The 17,746-nt window shown below is 44.1% G+C and carries 17 protein-coding genes and 1 pseudogene; 15 read left to right on the forward strand and 3 right to left on the reverse strand.

Annotated features, from left to right (window positions below):
- Window positions 1-45: 45 nt before the first annotated feature.
- The 3 genes from C7391_RS07190 to C7391_RS07200 are packed head-to-tail and all read left to right on the forward strand — an operon-like array spanning window position 46 to window position 3,557.
- The gene (locus C7391_RS07190; RefSeq protein WP_133517877.1) at window positions 46-1,236 is read left to right on the forward strand and encodes an NAD(P)/FAD-dependent oxidoreductase; all 1,191 of its coding nucleotides are present in this window, start codon (window positions 46-48) and stop codon (window positions 1,234-1,236) included.
- Between the two features lie 21 nt (window positions 1,237-1,257).
- Complete coding sequence (locus C7391_RS07195; protein WP_133517878.1) at window positions 1,258-2,457, forward strand: radical SAM/SPASM domain-containing protein; 1,200 nt, start codon at window positions 1,258-1,260, stop codon at window positions 2,455-2,457.
- Between the two features lie 44 nt (window positions 2,458-2,501).
- Complete coding sequence (locus tag C7391_RS07200; RefSeq protein ID WP_133517959.1) at window positions 2,502-3,557, forward strand: ArsR/SmtB family transcription factor; 1,056 nt, start codon at window positions 2,502-2,504, stop codon at window positions 3,555-3,557.
- A gap of 98 nt (window positions 3,558-3,655) precedes the next feature.
- Here the strand turns inward: C7391_RS07200 and C7391_RS07205 are convergent, their stop codons facing one another.
- Window positions 3,656-3,976 (reverse strand): hypothetical protein, encoded by a 321-nt coding sequence (locus tag C7391_RS07205; RefSeq protein WP_166627449.1) that lies wholly within the window; start codon window positions 3,974-3,976, stop codon window positions 3,656-3,658.
- Window positions 3,977-4,207: 231 nt separating this feature from the next.
- Window positions 4,208-4,582, reverse strand: coding sequence for a DUF356 domain-containing protein (locus C7391_RS07210; protein WP_133517880.1), 375 nt, complete (start codon window positions 4,580-4,582; stop codon window positions 4,208-4,210).
- Window positions 4,583-5,109: 527 nt separating this feature from the next.
- On the opposite strand from C7391_RS07210, the gene C7391_RS07215 reads away from it, so the two are divergent.
- Genes C7391_RS07215 through proC form a run of 3 tightly spaced genes read left to right on the forward strand, consistent with a single transcriptional unit; the run spans window position 5,110 to window position 8,466 of the window.
- Window positions 5,110-6,453, forward strand: a complete 1,344-nt coding sequence (locus C7391_RS07215; RefSeq protein ID WP_133517881.1) for a glutamate-5-semialdehyde dehydrogenase — start codon at window positions 5,110-5,112, stop codon at window positions 6,451-6,453.
- A 15-nt stretch (window positions 6,454-6,468) separates the two neighbouring features.
- Window positions 6,469-7,614 (forward strand): glutamate 5-kinase, encoded by a 1,146-nt coding sequence (proB, locus tag C7391_RS07220; RefSeq protein WP_133517882.1) that lies wholly within the window; start codon window positions 6,469-6,471, stop codon window positions 7,612-7,614.
- 39 nt (window positions 7,615-7,653) lie between these two features.
- Window positions 7,654-8,466, forward strand: coding sequence for a pyrroline-5-carboxylate reductase (proC, locus tag C7391_RS07225; RefSeq protein ID WP_133517883.1), 813 nt, complete (start codon window positions 7,654-7,656; stop codon window positions 8,464-8,466).
- Between the two features lie 339 nt (window positions 8,467-8,805).
- On the opposite strand, the gene C7391_RS07230 is transcribed toward proC, so the two are convergent.
- Entirely contained in the window at window positions 8,806-9,333 is a 528-nt protein-coding gene (locus C7391_RS07230; RefSeq protein WP_133517884.1) for a multiprotein bridging factor aMBF1, read from the reverse strand.
- 329 nt (window positions 9,334-9,662) lie between these two features.
- Between C7391_RS07230 and C7391_RS07235 the strand changes: the two genes are divergently transcribed.
- The 9 genes and pseudogenes from C7391_RS07235 to C7391_RS07275 all read left to right on the forward strand — a co-directional run bounded on the left by C7391_RS07235 (window position 9,663) and on the right by C7391_RS07275 (window position 17,742).
- A complete protein-coding gene (locus tag C7391_RS07235; protein WP_223610963.1) occupies window positions 9,663-11,237 on the forward strand; it encodes a proteasome-activating nucleotidase in 1,575 nt (524 codons plus the stop codon).
- A 312-nt stretch (window positions 11,238-11,549) separates the two neighbouring features.
- Window positions 11,550-12,671 carry a cell division protein FtsZ gene (gene ftsZ / locus C7391_RS07240; RefSeq protein ID WP_133517885.1) on the forward strand — a complete coding sequence of 374 codons (1,122 nt, stop codon included), beginning with the start codon at window positions 11,550-11,552 and terminating at the stop codon, window positions 12,669-12,671.
- Between the two features lie 285 nt (window positions 12,672-12,956).
- Complete coding sequence (locus C7391_RS07245) at window positions 12,957-13,187, forward strand: protein translocase SEC61 complex subunit gamma (protein ID WP_133517886.1); 231 nt, start codon at window positions 12,957-12,959, stop codon at window positions 13,185-13,187.
- 1 nt (window position 13,188) lies between these two features.
- Window positions 13,189-13,665, forward strand: a complete 477-nt coding sequence (locus C7391_RS07250; protein ID WP_133517887.1) for a transcription elongation factor Spt5 — start codon at window positions 13,189-13,191, stop codon at window positions 13,663-13,665.
- A gap of 225 nt (window positions 13,666-13,890) precedes the next feature.
- Window positions 13,891-14,376, forward strand: a complete 486-nt coding sequence (locus C7391_RS07255) for a 50S ribosomal protein L11 (RefSeq protein WP_133517888.1) — start codon at window positions 13,891-13,893, stop codon at window positions 14,374-14,376.
- Between the two features lie 252 nt (window positions 14,377-14,628).
- A complete protein-coding gene (locus tag C7391_RS07260) occupies window positions 14,629-15,270 on the forward strand; it encodes a 50S ribosomal protein L1 (protein ID WP_133517889.1) in 642 nt (213 codons plus the stop codon).
- A 1-nt stretch (window position 15,271) separates the two neighbouring features.
- Window positions 15,272-16,111 (forward strand): annotated as a pseudogene (locus tag C7391_RS07265) (50S ribosomal protein L10); the annotation flags it as partial.
- Window positions 16,112-16,185: 74 nt separating this feature from the next.
- Window positions 16,186-16,491, forward strand: a complete 306-nt coding sequence (rpl12p, locus tag C7391_RS07270) for a 50S ribosomal protein P1 (protein ID WP_133517891.1) — start codon at window positions 16,186-16,188, stop codon at window positions 16,489-16,491.
- A 213-nt stretch (window positions 16,492-16,704) separates the two neighbouring features.
- Window positions 16,705-17,742 (forward strand): radical SAM protein, encoded by a 1,038-nt coding sequence (locus C7391_RS07275; RefSeq protein ID WP_133517892.1) that lies wholly within the window; start codon window positions 16,705-16,707, stop codon window positions 17,740-17,742.
- Window positions 17,743-17,746 lie beyond the last annotated feature (4 nt).

Genomic DNA, 17,746 nt, shown 5'->3' on the forward strand with positions numbered 1-17,746 from the left:
AAAACATAAAAAATTCATTTTTTTGCGATTAAAGAGGCGATACATATGGCAACTAAAACAGACATTGCAGTCATCGGCGCATCTCCTGCCGGCTTAATGGCAGCCCGCTACGCAGCGCTCGGCGGCGCAAAAGTGACGCTGTTTGAACAAAAAGAAGAAATCGGCAAAGACCCGCACCCGGCCAATTCCGTTTATAAAGGCATGATGACCATCACGGGCGAAAAAGTCGACTCCTCCTACGTTGTTCACACACTCAAAGGCATGAAATTGATTTCTCCGGACGGTCATAAAATTAAAGTGAAAACAGAAGGATACGCTTTAGACAAAGGGGCTTTTGACCGGTTCTATGAAAAGAAAGCGCTTTCTGAAGGCGTTGAAATTAAAACGGGAACAGAAGTTGTTAATTTACGCCATAAAGAGTCGGGCGTTGTTTTAAAAACCGCTTCCGGAAATTCCGAGACGACTGAACGCGTGAAAGCGAAAGTCGTTATTATCGCTGACGGCATTTTGTCTAAAAACGCGCAGGCAGCCGGTCTTCATACGATGAAACATCCCGAAGACATTGCCTGGGGGACTGAATTAACCATTCGCGCGCCCGGAATCGGCGAATCCGATTTTGCCGAATATTTCGTCGGAAGCCATGCGCCCGGCTGGAAATCCACTTATCTTCCGCGCGGTGCTGATGAAGCGGCCATCGGCGTTTATGTCCGCCATTACGGTCAAGATGTTTCCTCTTTCCTGGATTCCTGGATCGCCCGATTCAAAGATCTCAAAAACATCGCCGATGACGAGTTTGAAATCATTGAAAGAAAGAGTTCCGGCGATCCGATTGTCACAATTCCCGATCAAACGTACACCGACAACATTATGGTTGCGGGCGGCGCTGCCGGTCAATCCGGTATCGGGTACGCGATGCATGCCGGTCAAATCGCCGGAAAAGTCGGTGCGATGGCCATTGCCAAAGGCGATTATTCTGCAAGAATGCTTTCCAAATACAGATCCAACTGGCGCAGTTCACTTTACACGGAACACGTTTTCGGCCGCATCGGTCTTGAAACGCTTCGCAAAATGGAAGACAACGAAATCGACGAACTCTTTGAAGTCTTTGAAGACGAAGACGTTTCCTCTCTCATTAAAGGAAACACATTCAATCAGGGTCTTTCTGTTCTTTCCTTGATGCTTCAGAAGAAACCTGCGTCTCTCTTGAAAGCAAGTGCTTATTTCAGAAACAAATAATTTCTTTTTCGGGGCGCAGAAATGAAATATTCGATTTACAAAAATCCCGTTTTTCGGGTGGATATCGAACCGTCGGCCGGTCAAACAAAAGTAACTGCCGGCGGAATTCTGTCTCCCGTTCTTCAAAAGGCGGTCACGCAGGAAATGGCTTTTTTTGATAATCAAAAATACATTGCCGAGCTGCGCGAAGAAACTGCTGACCCGACTTTTGCGAGTTATTACCGCCGGTACAAAAGCGCGCTCATTTATTCGACATGGATGCCGCCGATTCCGTCTCCCGCGTTTAAGAGAATGGTTAACGGCCGCATGAAATCCGCGCTCGGAAAATACCGCCCCGAACAGGTCACCATTTCCATTACGGAGGAATGCCCGAACAGGTGTTTGCATTGCGCGCTTCCGAATAAAAACAATCATTCCAAGTTAACTGTTGATGAAACGAAAGACGCGATTGACCAGGCAATTGATGCCGGCGCGACAAATATTATCTTTGACGGCGGTGAGCCGCTCGGTTATGCCGGTTTGGAAGAATTGATCTCTTACGTTGACCCGAAAAAAGCGATTGCGTGCATGTTTACATCCGGTGTCGGTCTGACCGAAGATAAAGCGAAATCGCTTAAAGATGCCGGTCTTTATTCCATCAGTGTCAGCATTGACAGCCCGTTTGAAGAACAGCATGATCATATGCGCGGCGTTTCAGGCGTTTTTAAAAACGCGGCGGCCGGAATTAAAAATGCGCTTGCCGCCGGTTTATTGGTGAATATTTATGTCGTGTTGGCACCGCATAATGTCAATGATTTGGATGCCGTTTACGATTTTGCGAAATCGCTCGGCGTTCATGAACTTTCTTTTTATGAAATCGTCCCGACGGGACGCTGGATTGACAATACATCTGATATTTTAACGCCGGAGCAGCATGAAATTTTCAAACAATTTGTTGAAGAATGCGGCAAAGATAAAACCGGTCCGAAACTGTTTTCGGGACCGCTTGTTGTTAATGAATTCGGCTGTATGGCCGGGCGGCAGTGGATGCACATCACGCCCGAAGGGGATATTTTGCCGTGTTCCTGTGTTCCGATTCCGTACGGCAACGTCAAAACGGGCAAAAACGCCGTCAAAAAGGCGTGGAAAAAAATTCGGGCTGATCCGGCTTACAGCAGAGGCGCAGATTGTTTGATGCGAAACCCTGAATTTCGGGAAGAATACGGTGAACAGTTCCGATAACCGTTAAATATCGGGACATTTAATTTATTACCAGGAGAATGGGCATGGAGCCGTCGGAATTTTTAGACATTTTGGGAAATGAGAATCGCCGCAAGATTCTTGCGCTTCTTGCCGACCGGCCCTATTTTGTCAGCGAAATTTCAAACCGTATTGACGTTGCTCCAAAAGCCGTCATCGGTCACCTTTCTTTGCTTGAAAGTTCCGGTTTAATCGAAAGCAGCGTTGATGACCAGCGCCGCAAATATTACAGCATCTCAAAGAGTTTGCTGCTTGAAGTTTCCGTGTCTCCTTATTCTTATTCTGTTCATGTGAATAATTTCAAATTGGAAATTCCGGAAGAGCCCGTTTATTCGCTTTCTGTTTCTTTCAATGCGAATGAAAAGAAATCGGGGCGCCGCAGAAGGCGGAAAAAAGACCGAACCCTTCCGACCGGCCCTGTCATTCATTTGGCTTCTTCTTATGCTGATTCGACGGGCAGCGAATTTAAAATCGAATTGATCGGGCCGAATCATCCGAGTTATGTTCATCTCGGATTGATTGCCGGAATTGAAAATAAATTCTATCTCTCTTCCGGGTCAGGAGAAACTAATTTTGACGCAGAGTCTAAACGGTATTTCGAAGAAGAATTGAATACGGTTTACGATGATTCCAAAGCGGATAAAAAGACGCCTGAATTTATTTTTCCGGATTCTGACAAGGATTCTTCTGATAATGCCGGCGGAAATAAAGATCAAACAGAAGGTCGGTTGAAAAGCCGCGAAGGCTATTTCTTATCTCAAATCTTTAAGGTTCGCAATGATTTGGCGGATTTATGGGACGAACAGGAAGAGCTTTCCCGAATGCAGGAAGAGATTTCCATTCGCCAAAACAATTTAATGCGTTCTTTTGTTCATTACGCGACGCAGCTTTCTGAAAACAAAGTCGATTTGGATATTTTGTTCCGTTTGCTGAAACAGGACATGAACACCGCCGATTTGTGTCACGCAACCGGCCACGCCCCGTCATTAATCTTGCCGCGCCTGAAATCTTTTGAAGAAAAGAAAATGGTTGAAAAATATCTTCAGGACGGAGACTTTGTTTGGCGCCTTAAAGGCGAATAAAACGAATTCTTTAATTTTTAATTCTTATTCTTTATTTTTCCTTTTTTTATTTTCACCCTCCATCGGTTTAAATGTATAATTCCCGTATCTCTTTTTCATTATCTTTTAAAACTGTCCTTCTGTTTGCAATTATTAAAAATGCAGCAGCTTGCGCGCGCGATGCCGGTGCCGGCAGCAGCCGGCAATTCGAACGGAAGGTAGCAACGGCAATTCGAACGGAAGGTAGCAACGGCAACTTGAACGGAAGGTGGCAGCGGCAATTCGAACGGAAGGTAGCAGCAGCAACTCGAACGGAAGGTAGCAGCAGCAATTCGAACGGAAGGTAGCGGCGGCACGTTCGCGAAAGCGAACGGATGTGATAAAAAGAAGCTGATGAACGCAGTAACGCAGCAGCGTACACACAGCAATGCGATTGCCACGACAACACAAATGCCACAGCAATGCAAGCGCAGGCGAAATGTATATTCTCTTTGGGAAATGTTTTTTCAATTTAGCTGTATCGACTGAGTACGAATCCGAAAATTTCCATTCATCGTTTATTGGACAAATATGGTTTCAGAAATGCGTTTTTCTATTATAACTGTAATATTAAGCATTTGAAAAGCAACTGCTATTCGCGTTAATTCAAAAAAGGAATGTTGAGAGTAAATTTATTCTGCCTTTCTCTCTTTAGGCGCGTTTGTGAATTTCCGGTCAAAGCCCGGGAAGTTATCATAGTTTGAAGCCAGCTCTTCATAAATGACTTCATGGCGCGGGCTGATGATGATAATGTGTGCCGGCGGGTGAATCTTTTTCAAGTTGCTGATTGCCGCACCCGGTGGAGTTTCTAACCGAACCAAGGATGCTGAACAGCATTCTGTTTTAAGCGTTACGCTCATGACACTTGTCAAGATTTGGTCAGCATATTTTGTTGCGATATTTTTCGGATTTTCACTGAATTGCATGTGACCGTATGTTTCTAAATCGTGTAAAGCTATTTTGACTTTGTCGGGGTCGTCTGCCCGAATTAAAGCGAAAGATTTCATTTTTCCACCATATTTTGTACTGTTATTGTACGAATCACCACGATATTGTTTTTGTTTTTCCGGATAGAGCCGTTTTTTACCCTAACCCAATTTTTGTGGTACATCTGCTTAATATTGTTTTATATCCCTTTGAACGATGTACGTTCTTTGATTTTCGTTTTACTGTTTTTTCCTATCCCCATTTTTCAAATGGTGGTTTTGAAAGTTTTTAAAATGCCCATTCTATAATAGTATAAAACGTTCATATGAGTGAATGACACACAGAAATTTAAACCTTTTCTGTTTTTCCTTTCTATAATTTGTCATCATTTTTTTGAATTTATCATTACAAATCCGTGTTCACTTCTTGAATGACCGTTAATTTGTAAAGATTACTCTAAAATATATTTATTATCAAAAATTTAAATGTATCGCTTAATAAAAATTTTTAAAACCTTTTTCAGAATTGAAAACAAAAGGTATATTTATCGTCGTTGTTTTTCTTTACGCATATTTAATAACCGAATTTTGGTAAATTGAGGATTATTATGGGAAATCAAATGCAGGAAAAAGCATCCAAAGCAAAGGCGGCTTCTGTTTTGTTGGCCAACGTTTCAACGGAGGCAAAAGATAAAGCGTTAGAAGCAATGGCTTTGGCACTTGAAAAGAACAAAACGTTTATTTTTGAGGCCAATCAGAAAGATTTGGACGCTGCCAAAGCAATGATTGAAAAGAGTGAAATGTCAACCGCGCTTTATGACCGCTTGAAATTAAGCGACGCGAAATTCAAAGACATGGTTTCCGGCATTCGCGATGTCGCCAAGCTGGAAGATCCTGTCGGCAAAACACTTTCAACACTCGTTTTAGATGACGGTCTGACACTTTATCAAATCAGTTGCCCGATTGGTGTCATCGGCGTTATTTTTGAAGCGCGTCCCGATGTTGTTCCTCAAGTCATGTCTCTTTGTTTAAAGAGCGGCAACGCAACTATTTTTAAAGGCGGCAGCGAAGCGAAAAATTCCAACCGCGCGCTTTTTGATGTTCTTGTTGAAGCCATGGCAACCGTTGACGGAATCCCTGCCGATGCTTTCCAACTGGCCGAAAGCCGTGAAGATGTCGCTGAAATGCTGAAATTGGATCAATATATCGATCTTCTCATTCCCCGCGGTTCCAACGATTTCGTCAAATACATTCAGAACAACACGCGCATTTCCGTTCTCGGTCACACCAGCGGCATTTGCCACGCGTATGTCGCCGAGTCGGCTGACTTGGAAACAACATACGCCGTATGTTTGGATTCAAAAATCCAATATCCTGCCGCGTGCAACGCAATTGAAACGCTTCTCGTCAATGAAAAAATCGCGGAAAAGTTCCTCCCCAAAATGTCTGAAATTTATCAAAAGAACGGCGTTGAACTTCGTTTCGATGACGCTTCTTACAAAATTGCCGAAAAGGCCGGCTTCACCGATTTGAAAAAAGCAACCGATAAAGACTGGGACACGGAATACAACGATCTTATTCTTTCCGTTAAAATTGTCAAATCGGTTGATGAAGCCATTGTTCACATTAACAAACACGGCTCACATCACACCGATGTTATTTTGTCAACCGATCAAAAAGAAATCGATAAATTTACCGGGTTGGTTGACTCTTCAAGCGTAATGATTAACGCGTCTTCCCGATTCGCTGATGGTTTCCGTTACGGTAAAGGAGCGGAAGTCGGTATCAGTACCAACAAAATTCACTCCCGCGGTCCTGTCGGCATGGAAGGGCTGATGATTTACAAATATATTCTTTCCGGCAGCGGGCATTTGGTAAAGGATTATGTCGGTGACAGCGCAAAGCCGTACAAACATGAAAAGACGCAGGAAAAGTACTGCCGGTTGCAATAATTTAAAGGAATTCATATGCAGAAATCAAAGGGTCAATCCAGAGAAGATTTATTTCAAAATGTCTCCCGAGTCGTGATTAAAATCGGGACGACTTCTATCATGAAAGAAGAATCTTCGGTTGATACGGCTTTCCTGGACCGCGTTGCAGCACAAACGGCAGCACTTTTAAAAGACGGCAAAGAGGTCATTCTTGTAACGTCCGGGGCAATCGGTGTCGGTTTGAATCTGCTCGGTATTCCGACCAAGCCGCGCGAAATTCCGATCCGCCAAGCGGCGGCAGCTGTCGGTCAAGGCGAACTGATGCGTTATTGGAGTGAAGCTTTTCAAAAGCACGACATTAAAACCGCTCAGATTCTGCTCTCTTATGACTTTTATTCCGACCGCGTCAAATATTTGAATTTGCGAAACAGCATCGGGGCACTCCTCGGTTACGGCGTTGTTCCGATTATTAATGAAAACGACAGCACATGCACTAATGAAATTGATACGGTTTTCGGTGACAATGATCGTCTTTCGGCAATGGTTGCCAGTAAAATTGAAGCGGATTTGCTGATTATTCTTTCCGACATCGACGGGCTTTATGATAAAAATCCGAAGCTTCATGACGATGCCGAATTGATTCCGTTTGTTGAAAAAATTACGCCTGAAATTGAAAAATACGGCGGCGACCCGACAAGTACAAAAGGAGTCGGCGGCATGCGCACAAAAATCATCGCGGCGAAAATTGCGGAAAAATCCGGCTGCCACATGATTATTGCCAACAGCCAAATCGAAAATGTGATTACGCGTTTGGTTGCGGGTGAAGAAATCGGTACGCTGTTTTATGCTGAAGCGGAAGAGGCTTCCAATAACAAAATCCGGTGGGTTTTGCTTTCCAAATCCTCGGGAACAATCACGGTGGACCGCGGTGCAATGAACGCGCTGATGACAACAAGCGGTTTGCTTCCGAAAGGAATTGTTGCCGTTTCCGGCGATTTCGAACGCGGCGACATTGTTGATATTGAATGCGGCGGCGCGGCTTTTGCGAAAGGCATAACGGATTATGACGCCGAGGAAATTCAAAAAATTAAGGGCGTTCATACAGATGATATCGAAAAAATTCTCGGTCACAAGGATTATGATAACGTCATCCGAAAGGAAAATCTGGCGCTGCTGGATTAATTATTTTTATTCTTATTCATCATTTTAAAGGAAATTCATATGACATTAAAAGAACAAAAAATCGGATTTTTGGGTGCCGGCAAAATGGCATCCGCTATTATTAAAGGACTTTTGAAATACGGTGTTTCTCCGGCAAATATCACTGCCGGCGAACGCTGGGCGCCTGCTGCGGAAGCCGCGCGCAAAGAGTTCGGCATTTTCGTCACGGAAGACAATGCTGATATCGTCAAACGCTCCGACATTTTGATTATCGCGGTCAAGCCCAAAGACATCGAAGAAGCCTTGTCAACCGCAGGCGACACAAAAGACAAACTTTTCATTTCAATTGCCGCCGGCGTGACCATCAACAGTTTGGAAAAGCTTGTCGGTGACGGTGCCCGCGTAATTCGCGTGATGCCCAACATCTGCGCGACCGTTCTTCAAAGCGCAACCGGTATCAGCCGCGGAACAAACGCGACCGCAGAAGATGCGGCAATTGCGATGGAAATCTTTTCCGCAATCGGCGTTGCCATGGAAATTAACGAGAATTTATTGGATGCCGTGACCGGTCTTTCCGGCAGTGGTCCCGCTTTTATTTTCCAAGTAATTGAAGCGATGGCAGACGGCGGCGTTTATGCAGGTCTTGACCGCGCAACAGCGCAGACGCTTGCAGCGCAAACCGTCCTCGGCGCGGCAACGATGGTCGTTGAAAGCGGTATGCACCCGGGCGCACTCAAAGACATGGTTTGCTCTCCGGGCGGCACGACGATTGAAGGCGTCGCCGTTTTGGAAGAAAAAGCCGTTCGCGCCGCGTTCATGGATGCCGTGATTGCCGCAACGGATAAATCAGAGCAGCTTGGGAAGAAGAAGTAAGTACTTTTCTTTCCGTTTTTTCATAAAGAATTGAGGCATCGAAGATGCTTCTCTAAACGCATCCTGTTGTCCCCCTGCCTTGAAAAATTGTGACCTGAGCGGAGCGAAGGTTGTAATTTTTGTTCGCAAAATTTGCTCGCTTCGCTCACAAATTTTTATGGTGGAGGGAGGGCGCTGTTTGTGGAAAAATCGCTGTGCGATTTTTCGGCTTCGCTGCTGAAACCGTGTGTCTATGGCCGTTTGCATGGCGGTCGCCGCGCGCGAACGAACGGATTTTTAAAATTAGAAAAACTCAAAGATCATTTTTTTAAATAAAAAAGGAAAAATAAGACAAAAGTCTTATTTCTTTTTGACAAAAGCGATGTCTCCCAAGGTTGCGCCGCCGGAACTGCGGCTTTGGAATGTTTCGCTTGAATCGAATGATTCCGTTAATTTGATGCTGAGCTCCTTCTCGAGCTTTTTCATCACGGATTCTTCGGGGTGGATTTCTTTGCGTTCGATTTTTTTAATCAAGGTCGCTTTTTCTTTAATTTTTAAAGCCAAATCTTCTTGGCTGAGACCTTTTGCTTCACGCGCTTTTTTAATAACCATGTCGTAGTCTTCGACAAGTTCATTCTCAAGGCCGGCAAAATAATTTTTCGGTCTGGATTTTTGGGTGCCGCTGTAGCCGCTGACGCTTTGGGGGGCGTATTTGATCGGTGCGGGCGTTCCGTAAGCTTTGCCGGTCTGGGTTGCGGGTCTTCTCTCGATTACTGTTCCGAGTTTTGAACACTCGGAGCAGGCTTTAAATTCCGCGCCTTCTACTTTTACGGCTGTCGTCGGAAATTTCGTTTTTTTGCCGCAAATTTCACATTCATAAGTTTCCATCGGATCTTCCATCCTTGTTTTTTCTTTTTAATCACTTATGTATTAAAATAAAACTATTCAATAGAATTGTGAGATTCAATTCATTTTAAATTTTTGGTGTTTTCAAAAATAAATGAACAATTGGTTATTTGTTTTAATCATTTTAATTATTCCGTTAAGTTCTAATACGTTCGTAATTTCAGAAAAGTATATATTTTCACCAAACGAATTAAAATATACAGATGTCATACTGAAAAACAGAACAGTCTGTTAAACAAAACGGCGACAGCATTCGCTTTCGCTGATGTCGGCATTTTCATTGTACGGCAATTACAGAGGAGTATTCAAAAATGGAAAAAATGGTCAAACCGAAGGACAAGCCCGTTTATACGACAAGTAAGCGCGCCCCTGATTCGGATGACATTAGGAGATCTGAATCCGAGTTGGATTTGGAAATTGAGCGTCTTTCAGCCGAATTGAAGAAGGCGGAGACGCTTTTGAAGAGGACGAAAACAATTTCGGCGCAGAGACTTGAAGAAATTAAGTCTTTAAAGGAATCGGCTGCCGCTGAAAAAGAAAGACTTTTGGGAGATGTTGAACGCAGCCAGGCGGTTTATGATGCGCTTCAAGCTGATTATAACACTTTAATTGAAGAAAAGGTTGAAATTCAAACCGCGCTCGAAAAGTCAAAAGGTGAGTTAGCCACCGCTAAAGAGAGCTTAAACAACACACGCAGCGAGCTTGTTAAAAGCCATAAGGATTTGTCTGTCACGCGTGAAGAGGTTATCCTCTCTCAAGGCATTATTCAACAACTCGAATCTCAAAAGAAATCCATTGAATATGATAAAATCCACTTTGAGCGCGAAACCAAACGTCTTCGCGTTGAACTGGATCGCATGAAAACAACGCCGCTTTTAATGGGAACTGTTGTCAAAATGATTGACAATGACCATGTTGTCATTCGCAGCTCTGCCGGCCCGCAGCTGGTCGTCAGCGCGCCCATGGACTTAACGGAAGCGGAACTTGCGCCCGGCGCAAATGTCGCGCTCAATCAGCAGACCTTCTCCATCGCTGAAGTTCTTCCGGTATTGGAAGAGCCTGAAGTGTCTGCGCTTGAATTGATTGAATCAACCGATATCACTTATGACCAAATCGGCGGTCTCGGAGATCAGCTTCGCGAAATTCGTGAAGTGGTTGAGCTGCCGCTCGTCAAACCCGAAATCTTTGAACGCATCGGTATTGAGCCGCCCAAAGGCGCGCTTCTTTACGGCCCGCCCGGTACCGGCAAAACCATGATTGCCAAGGCGGTTGCCAACAAGACAAACGCAACTTTCATCAGAGTCGTCGGCTCCGAACTCGTTCAAAAATACATCGGTGACGGCGCTAAAATGGTTCACGAGCTTTTCGAGATGGCTCAAAAGAAAGCCCCTTCCATCATTTTCATTGATGAAGTGGATTCTATTGCTTCCCGCAGAACGGATGATACCACGAGTGCTGACCGTGAAATCCACAGGACGCTCATGCAGCTTTTGGCGGAAATGGACGGGTTCAACCGCCGTTCCAATGTCAAAATCATTGCCGCAACCAACCGGTTGGATATTTTGGATCCTGCCATTTTGAGACCGGGCCGCTTTGACCGTATGGTTTTCGTGCCGCTCCCCGAAGCGGACGGGCGTGAATCAATCTTTAAGATTCACTCCGCTAAAATGACACTGTCCGATGAAATTGACTTTGCCGAACTTGCAAAGATGACGGAAGGCGCAAGCGGTGCCGATATCAAAGCTGTTGTCACGGAAGCCGGTATGTTTGCCGTCCGCGGCGAAAAAATGTCGGTTGAAAAAGCGGATTTCATTGACGCCATTCACAAAATTATGGAATCTAAGAAAAAGGAAGAATTGCCTGTTCCTGAAAATATGTTCTATTGAATGGGTTTTTCTTTGTTGAATTCTTCTGAATCGAAGAATTCATCAATTTCTTTTTTAATTTTTTTAAAAAATTTTTAATTTTTATTTCGGAGTTTTTTCTTTTTAAGAATTTGAAAGCGATAGTAACTTTTTTAAATTTGAGCGTTTATAAAATAGTTCACCATAGGAATTATTAAATATTTCAGAAACTTATTGATTCCATTTATGATTTAATGATTTGATATTTATCAACTATCATTTCATCTTTTACATACGCTGTTCGGTAACGTCACACGAGCCGGCATCGTTTTTTATAAACACAGAGGTTCACACATGAAATCCATCGTAGAAGAAGCATTAGCCAGAAGCGCCCGCGAGGACCGCACTGAAGCACCCCGTTATTCTCCTAACATCAACCTTCAAGGCGAAGAAGTGGATGAAGAATTACGCGCATTTTTAGAAGGCTTAAAGACAAACATCAAAGTTATCGGCTGCGGCGGCGGCGGTTCTAACAGTATCCAGAGAATGCTTGAAGAAGGCATCTCCGGCGCTGAGCTCTATGCCGTCAATACTGACGCCCAGCATCTTTTAAAGATCGGTACCAACAAGAAAATCCTCATCGGCAAAAAGAAGACACGCGGTCTCGGCGCAGGCAGTCTTCCGCAAGTCGGTGAAGACGCAGCCATCGAAAATGTCGATGACATTCGCCGCGCTGTTGAAGGCGCTGACATGGTTTTCATTACAACCGGTCTCGGCGGCGGTACAGGTACCGGCTCCGCACCCGTTGTCGCTGAAGCTGCCCGCGCAGCAGGCGCACTCACAATCGCTGTTGTGACCTTGCCGTTCGGCGTGGAAGGTATTGTCAGAAGAACAAACGCAGAAGCAGGTCTTGAAAGACTCCGCGATGTCGCTGACACTGTTATCGTTATCCCGAACGACAAACTCATTGAAATGGTTCCGAAACTCCCGCTCCAAGCTGCTTTCAAAGTTTGTGACGAAGTTTTGATGCGCGCCGTCAAAGGTATCACAGAATCTATCACTGAAGACGGTCTCGTGAACGTCGACTTTGCCGATATCCGCACCATTATGCAGAACGGCGGTGTTGCAATGATCGGTCTTGGTGAAGCTTCCGGTGAAAACAAAGCTGTCGAATCCATCCAGAAAGCACTCCGAAGCCCGCTTTTGGATGTTGACATTTCCGACGCAACTTCTGCGCTCGTTAACGTTATCGGCGGTCCGGACATGACGATTGAAGAAGCACAATCCGTTGTTCAGGAAGTCCACAACCGCATTGACTCCGGCGCTCGTCTCATTTGGGGTGCCAGAATCGATCCGAAACTTGAAAACAAGATTCGTACAATGATTATCGTGACCGGCGTTAAATCTTCACAGATTTACGGTCAGGGCAGCGGTACATTCATCACCGCAAAATACGGCATTGACTTTGTCGAGTAATCTCGACAAATCAATCTTTTCTTTTTATTTTCTCTCACGTTCTTTTGATTGTTTTATTCTTGTTTTTCTTTAGTTTTTATTGTGTTTTATTTTCTGTTTTTTCATCTTTGTTCTTCTTATCGTTTCTCATTTCGAAAAAAGGACAAAGTATATTAAGTATGAATGTATTAGAATCGCTATCTTTTTTGAGTTTTTAGTTTTTCGGATATCTGTTAGATTCGAAAAATTTTCAATTCAAATTTTAATTTAATCGCTTCTCTTGAAGCTTATTCGGATGTGAATAATTTGGCAGAAAACAATACGGCAGATAAAGTTAAGGACGGCATTTCAAACATCGGTCCGACACTTCGCTCTTATCTCAGAATTTTAAAATTGGCCCGCAAGCCGACCCGCAAAGAATTCTTTACCATTGCAAAAGTTGCAGCACTCGGTATTCTCGCAATCGGTGTCATGGGCTTTCTCTTCTATGTCTTGATGGATATTGTTCCGGAATACTTCATCCCGGTCAGGTCATAAAATGTTTGAAGAAGAAAATAATGACGACGTTAACATTTTCATTGTAAAGACGACCGTCAACCAGGAAAAATCCGTTGCCAAGTCGATGGCGCTGGTGGCAAAAAAAGAGCATTTGGACGTCAGAGCCGTTCTCGCTCCTGAGGAGCTGAAAGGGTATGTTTTTGTTGAAACGCCCCGTTCCGCAGTCGTTGACAGTTTGATTCAGGCTGTTCCGCATGCAAAATCCATGTTGAAAAGCCCGACAAAACTCAGCGAAATTGAACACTTCTTAAAGCCCAAACCCATCTCTGTCGGCATTACCGAAGGCTCGATTATCGAAATCACATCCGGCCCGTTCAAGGGCGAAAAAGCCAAAGTCAAGCGTATCGGTGCAGGACAGCATGATGAAATTACGGTGGAATTATTCGACGCCGTGGTTCCCATCCCGATTACCATTCGGGGAGACACAGTTCGTGTCTTGAAAAAGGAAGAAGACTAAATACAAACGCAGACAGTTCAAAAGACTGTTTGCCGATTTACTTTTTTCATTATTCCTTATGCAGCGTTTCGTCGTTGTTCTTGAACAACTTCGTATTCCCGAAATTTCATGAGAAAGCTTTAAATCAAAGAATTCGATTTATTAGAATCTCTTTCAGAATAAACTCATTTACATTTATCTGAATTATCAATTCAAATTAAATTTATTATATCCACGGTGATTTTAATGGCAAGTTCAGTAGAAGCATTGGTCCCCGGAGGAAAAGCCACTCCCGGTCCGCCGCTCGGTCCGGCATTGGGTCCTCTCGGTGTCAACATTAAAGACGTTATTGATCAAATCAATGAAAAAACAAAAGACTTTAACGGCATGCAAGTTCCGGTGACGGTGGTTGTGGCCGACGACAAGAGTGTCACAATTACAGTCGGTACGCCCCCGACATCCTCTTTGCTTCTTCAGGAAGCAGGTGTCCAAAAAGGCTCCGGCAAACCCAACGTTGAAAAAGTCGGAAACATTACCGTCCAGCAGGCTGCAAAAATCGCACGCATGAAGAAGGACGACATCCTTTCATACGACTTGAAAGCAGCCATCAAAGAAGTCACCGGTGTCGGTGTTTCAATGGGCATTACCGTCGAAGGCATGGACGTCAGAGACTTCCAAAAAGCAATTGACGCCGGTCAGTACGACGACGTTCTCAGCAACGAAGAATGGTAATCTTTTACCGTTCTTTTTTCATATTTATTTAAAGCACCTTTCGAATAAAGCCGGCTTTGGTCGACATGAACATTATTATGTAATGCCGATTGCGTTGACATTATTCTGAAAACAGCTTTTTCATTTAAAACATCAAATTAACCGTAGAAAGTCGAAATGACTGACGCACGTTAAAATGCCGTGCAACCGAAAACATTCGGCTGCTTCACTTTTTCGGTGTTTTAATTGGCGGGACTACGGGGAGGCCTTAAAATGGCAGATGTATCTATCGAAGAAATCGTAAAAAAATTATTAGAGGAGTCCCCTCAACGCAAATTCTCAGAAAGCGTTGACATTGCGATTAACCTCAAAAACCTTGACCTCAACCAACCCAAAAACAGGGTTGATGAAGAAATCGTTCTCCCGAACGGTCTCGGCAAAGAATTGAAGGTCGGCGTTTTTGCAAAAGGCGAAGTTGCATTGCAGGCCAAACAGGCCGGGGCAGCATACGTTTTTGACGATGCGGATATCCAGGAAATGAAGGACGACAAGGCACGCGCAAAAGCCGTTGCCGATGAATGTGACTTCTTCATTGCGGAAACCCAGTTCATGGCAACAATCGGTAAAACAATCGGTACCGTTCTCGGTCCGAGAGGTAAAATGCCGGTTCCGCTCCTTCCGGGAAAAAGCATCGGTGAAATGATTCAGTCAAAACAGAGCGCTGTTCGCGTCAGATCCAAAGACAAGATGACGTTCCACGTTTCCGTCGGACGCCGCGACATGCCCGCTGACAAATTGGCTCAGAACATTGAAGCCGTCGTCTCACGTGTTGAGCGCGCACTCGTCAAAGGAAGACACAACATTAAATCCATTTATGTCACAACGACAATGGGAAAATCCGAGAGGGTGATGTGATATGGCAGAAACTCGAGGCGCAGAAGCAATCCCGCAGTGGAAAATGGATGAAGTTGCAGAACTCAAAGATCTCGTCAAAAATTACAACATTTTCGGTGTTGTCAGCTTTGAAAGTATCAGTGCCGACCAGCTCCAGAAGATGAGACGCAACTTAAGAGAATCAGCCGTTTTGAAAGTCACACGTAACACTTTGAACGAAAAAGCGCTCAAAGAAAGTGACGGCAGCGTTCCTGACATGGTTCAATACATTGAAGGGCAAACCGCTTTGATTTTCACAAACGACAACCCGTTCAAATTATACAAAATGTTGGCCCAGACAAAGACACCGGCCCCCATTAAAGCAGGCGCAGTTGCTCCTTTTGACATCACTGTCAACAAAGGTCCGACCAGCTTCCCGCCGGGTCCGATGCTCAGTGAATTCCAGGGCGCAGGCATTCCGACAGCTGTTGAAGGCGGTAAAATCGCTATCAAAGAAACAAAAGTCGTCTGTAAAGCCGGCGAAAAAGTTTCCCAGAAATTAGCAAACGCATTAAGCAAGTTGGAAATTTTCCCGATGGAAGTCGGTTTAATTTTAAGAGCTGTTTACGAAGACGGAACTGTTTATCTTCCGGAAGTCCTTCACGTTGACGAAACTGAAATGTTCAACAAATTCGTCACCGCGGCACAGGAAGCATTCAACTTGTCCGTAAACGCAGCCATCGTGAACAAGGATAACATCGAAGTTCTCATCCAGAAGGCACACACAGAAGCCGTCAATTTGGGTGTTGAAGCCGTTGTCTTTGAACCTGAAGTGATGGACAAATTAATCGGCAAAGCCAACGCACAAGCAACATCCGTTGCAAAAGCAAGCAAATACGAATTATAAATTAACGAATCATAAATAAAATTTAAACATAAATCAAAAGGTGAAATAATATGCAGTACATCTACGCAGCACTTTTAATCTACAAGAGCGGAAAAGAAATCACAGAAGACTCAGTCAAAGCAGTCCTTGCAGCAGCAGGCGCAGACGTTGACGATGCACGTGTCAAAGCACTCATCTCAGCACTCGACGGCGTTGACATCGAAGAAGCAATCGCAAAAGCAGCATTCGCAGCACCCGCCGCAGCAGCACCCGCCGCAGCAGCAGAAGCAGCACCCGCAGCAGCAGAAGCAGCACCCGAAGAAGAAGACCACTCCGAAGAAGAAGGTATGGCCGGTCTCGGTGCACTCTTCGGTTAATTTCGGTTTCCGAAATTTGTACCACTCAAGCCCGGGGGATTTTTCCCTCGGGCTTTTTTTTTAATATATGGATTTTTGGTTTTTCTGTTTTATTTTGAAAAAATCATTCTTGTTTTAAATGAAAAATTTCGAGCAACGCGAGGAATCTTTCGGGTTAACTATAAGTCTCTTTGATTTCTTTTTCTTTTCGTGTCAAAATTCGATCCCGTTTTTATGGCGAAAAGCGCTTGGCAAATGAAAATTCGCCGCCGTCCTGTGACAATTTCTCATACCGTCAACTCCGGTTGTAATTTAAGATGTGTTTTTTGCGATGAATGGAAAAAGAGTTTGAAAACGGATGATGAATCTGTTTCCCGAAGAGAGCCTTCTTTTGAAGAAGTTTGTAAAATTATTGATTTGGCCGTTGACTTCGGTATCGGCTCTTATAATGCTTGGTCGACCGAGCCTTTTTTGAGAAAAGATTTGCCGGATATTATGAAATATGCCAAATCGAAAGGGATGAAGACATTTACGATTACAAACGGTCTGCTGCTCAAAAAAAGAATGCATGAGCTCAAAGATGTGGATTATATTTCTGTTTCTGTTGACGGGCCGACAGCAACGCGTGAAATTCGCGGTGCCGATTATGAAATGATTTTAGACGGCATCCGGTATGCGTCACAAAGCGGTTTGCTGAATGAACCTCTCTTAATGAACTGTGTCATCAGCCGCAAAAATTTAGACGAAGTCGAAGATTTGCTCCGGTTTGCTAAAGATCTCGGGAATGTTAAAATGGCGGTTGAGCCGCTTTATGTTTTTCAGCGAATGGGCGATACGGATTGGGATGATTTATCAATCGGCGAAGCACAGCAGGAAAAATTTGTTTCTTTGATGAACACGCTCATCGATATGAAAAAGAAAGGGTATCCGCTGATTAATTCCAAAACTTATTTAAAACAAATCCGTGACGGTAAAAATATTAAAAATTGCCGGGTTGATCGCGGTATTTTAGCGGTGGATCATCACAGCAACATGTACAATTGCCGCATTCACAACAAACCGCTCGGAAACGTGATTGAAGAGTCTGTCTTTGATAATGAAAATGACGAAAAAATTGTACAAAACGGAATCACAAAAGTTTGGAATCAAACGAAAAAAGAAAGAAAAGAAATGATTCAAAATTGTGAAGGCTGCCGTTTTTTCGGATACGCCGAATTAACGCTGATGAACAATTACAATATTGAATCTTTTTACGGCTACGAATGGCTGTAATTTT

It is taken from the genome of Methanimicrococcus blatticola, from assembly GCF_004363215.1.
Taxonomy (GTDB): Archaea; Halobacteriota; Methanosarcinia; order Methanosarcinales; family Methanosarcinaceae; genus Methanimicrococcus; species Methanimicrococcus blatticola.

Excerpts from the sequence above, each read along its gene's own strand:
- proB (WP_133517882.1), top strand. The coding sequence starts at position 6,469 with ATGCAGAAATCAAAGGGTCAATCCAGAGAAGATTTATTTCAAAATGTC.
- proC (WP_133517883.1), top strand. The coding sequence starts at position 7,654 with ATGACATTAAAAGAACAAAAAATCGGATTTTTGGGTGCCGGCAAAATG.
- ftsZ (WP_133517885.1), top strand. The coding sequence starts at position 11,550 with ATGAAATCCATCGTAGAAGAAGCATTAGCCAGAAGCGCCCGCGAGGAC.
- C7391_RS07255 (WP_133517888.1), top strand. The coding sequence starts at position 13,891 with ATGGCAAGTTCAGTAGAAGCATTGGTCCCCGGAGGAAAAGCCACTCCC.
- C7391_RS07190 (WP_133517877.1), top strand. The coding sequence starts at position 46 with ATGGCAACTAAAACAGACATTGCAGTCATCGGCGCATCTCCTGCCGGC.
- C7391_RS07235 (WP_223610963.1), top strand. The coding sequence starts at position 9,663 with ATGGAAAAAATGGTCAAACCGAAGGACAAGCCCGTTTATACGACAAGT.
- C7391_RS07200 (WP_133517959.1), top strand. The coding sequence starts at position 2,502 with ATGGAGCCGTCGGAATTTTTAGACATTTTGGGAAATGAGAATCGCCGC.
- rpl12p (WP_133517891.1), top strand. The coding sequence starts at position 16,186 with ATGCAGTACATCTACGCAGCACTTTTAATCTACAAGAGCGGAAAAGAA.
- C7391_RS07210 (WP_133517880.1), bottom strand. The coding sequence starts at position 4,582 with ATGAAATCTTTCGCTTTAATTCGGGCAGACGACCCCGACAAAGTCAAA.
- C7391_RS07260 (WP_133517889.1), top strand. The coding sequence starts at position 14,629 with ATGGCAGATGTATCTATCGAAGAAATCGTAAAAAAATTATTAGAGGAG.
- C7391_RS07230 (WP_133517884.1), bottom strand. The coding sequence starts at position 9,333 with ATGGAAACTTATGAATGTGAAATTTGCGGCAAAAAAACGAAATTTCCG.
- C7391_RS07275 (WP_133517892.1), top strand. The coding sequence starts at position 16,705 with ATGGCGAAAAGCGCTTGGCAAATGAAAATTCGCCGCCGTCCTGTGACA.
- C7391_RS07195 (WP_133517878.1), top strand. The coding sequence starts at position 1,258 with ATGAAATATTCGATTTACAAAAATCCCGTTTTTCGGGTGGATATCGAA.
- C7391_RS07215 (WP_133517881.1), top strand. The coding sequence starts at position 5,110 with ATGGGAAATCAAATGCAGGAAAAAGCATCCAAAGCAAAGGCGGCTTCT.
- C7391_RS07250 (WP_133517887.1), top strand. The coding sequence starts at position 13,189 with ATGTTTGAAGAAGAAAATAATGACGACGTTAACATTTTCATTGTAAAG.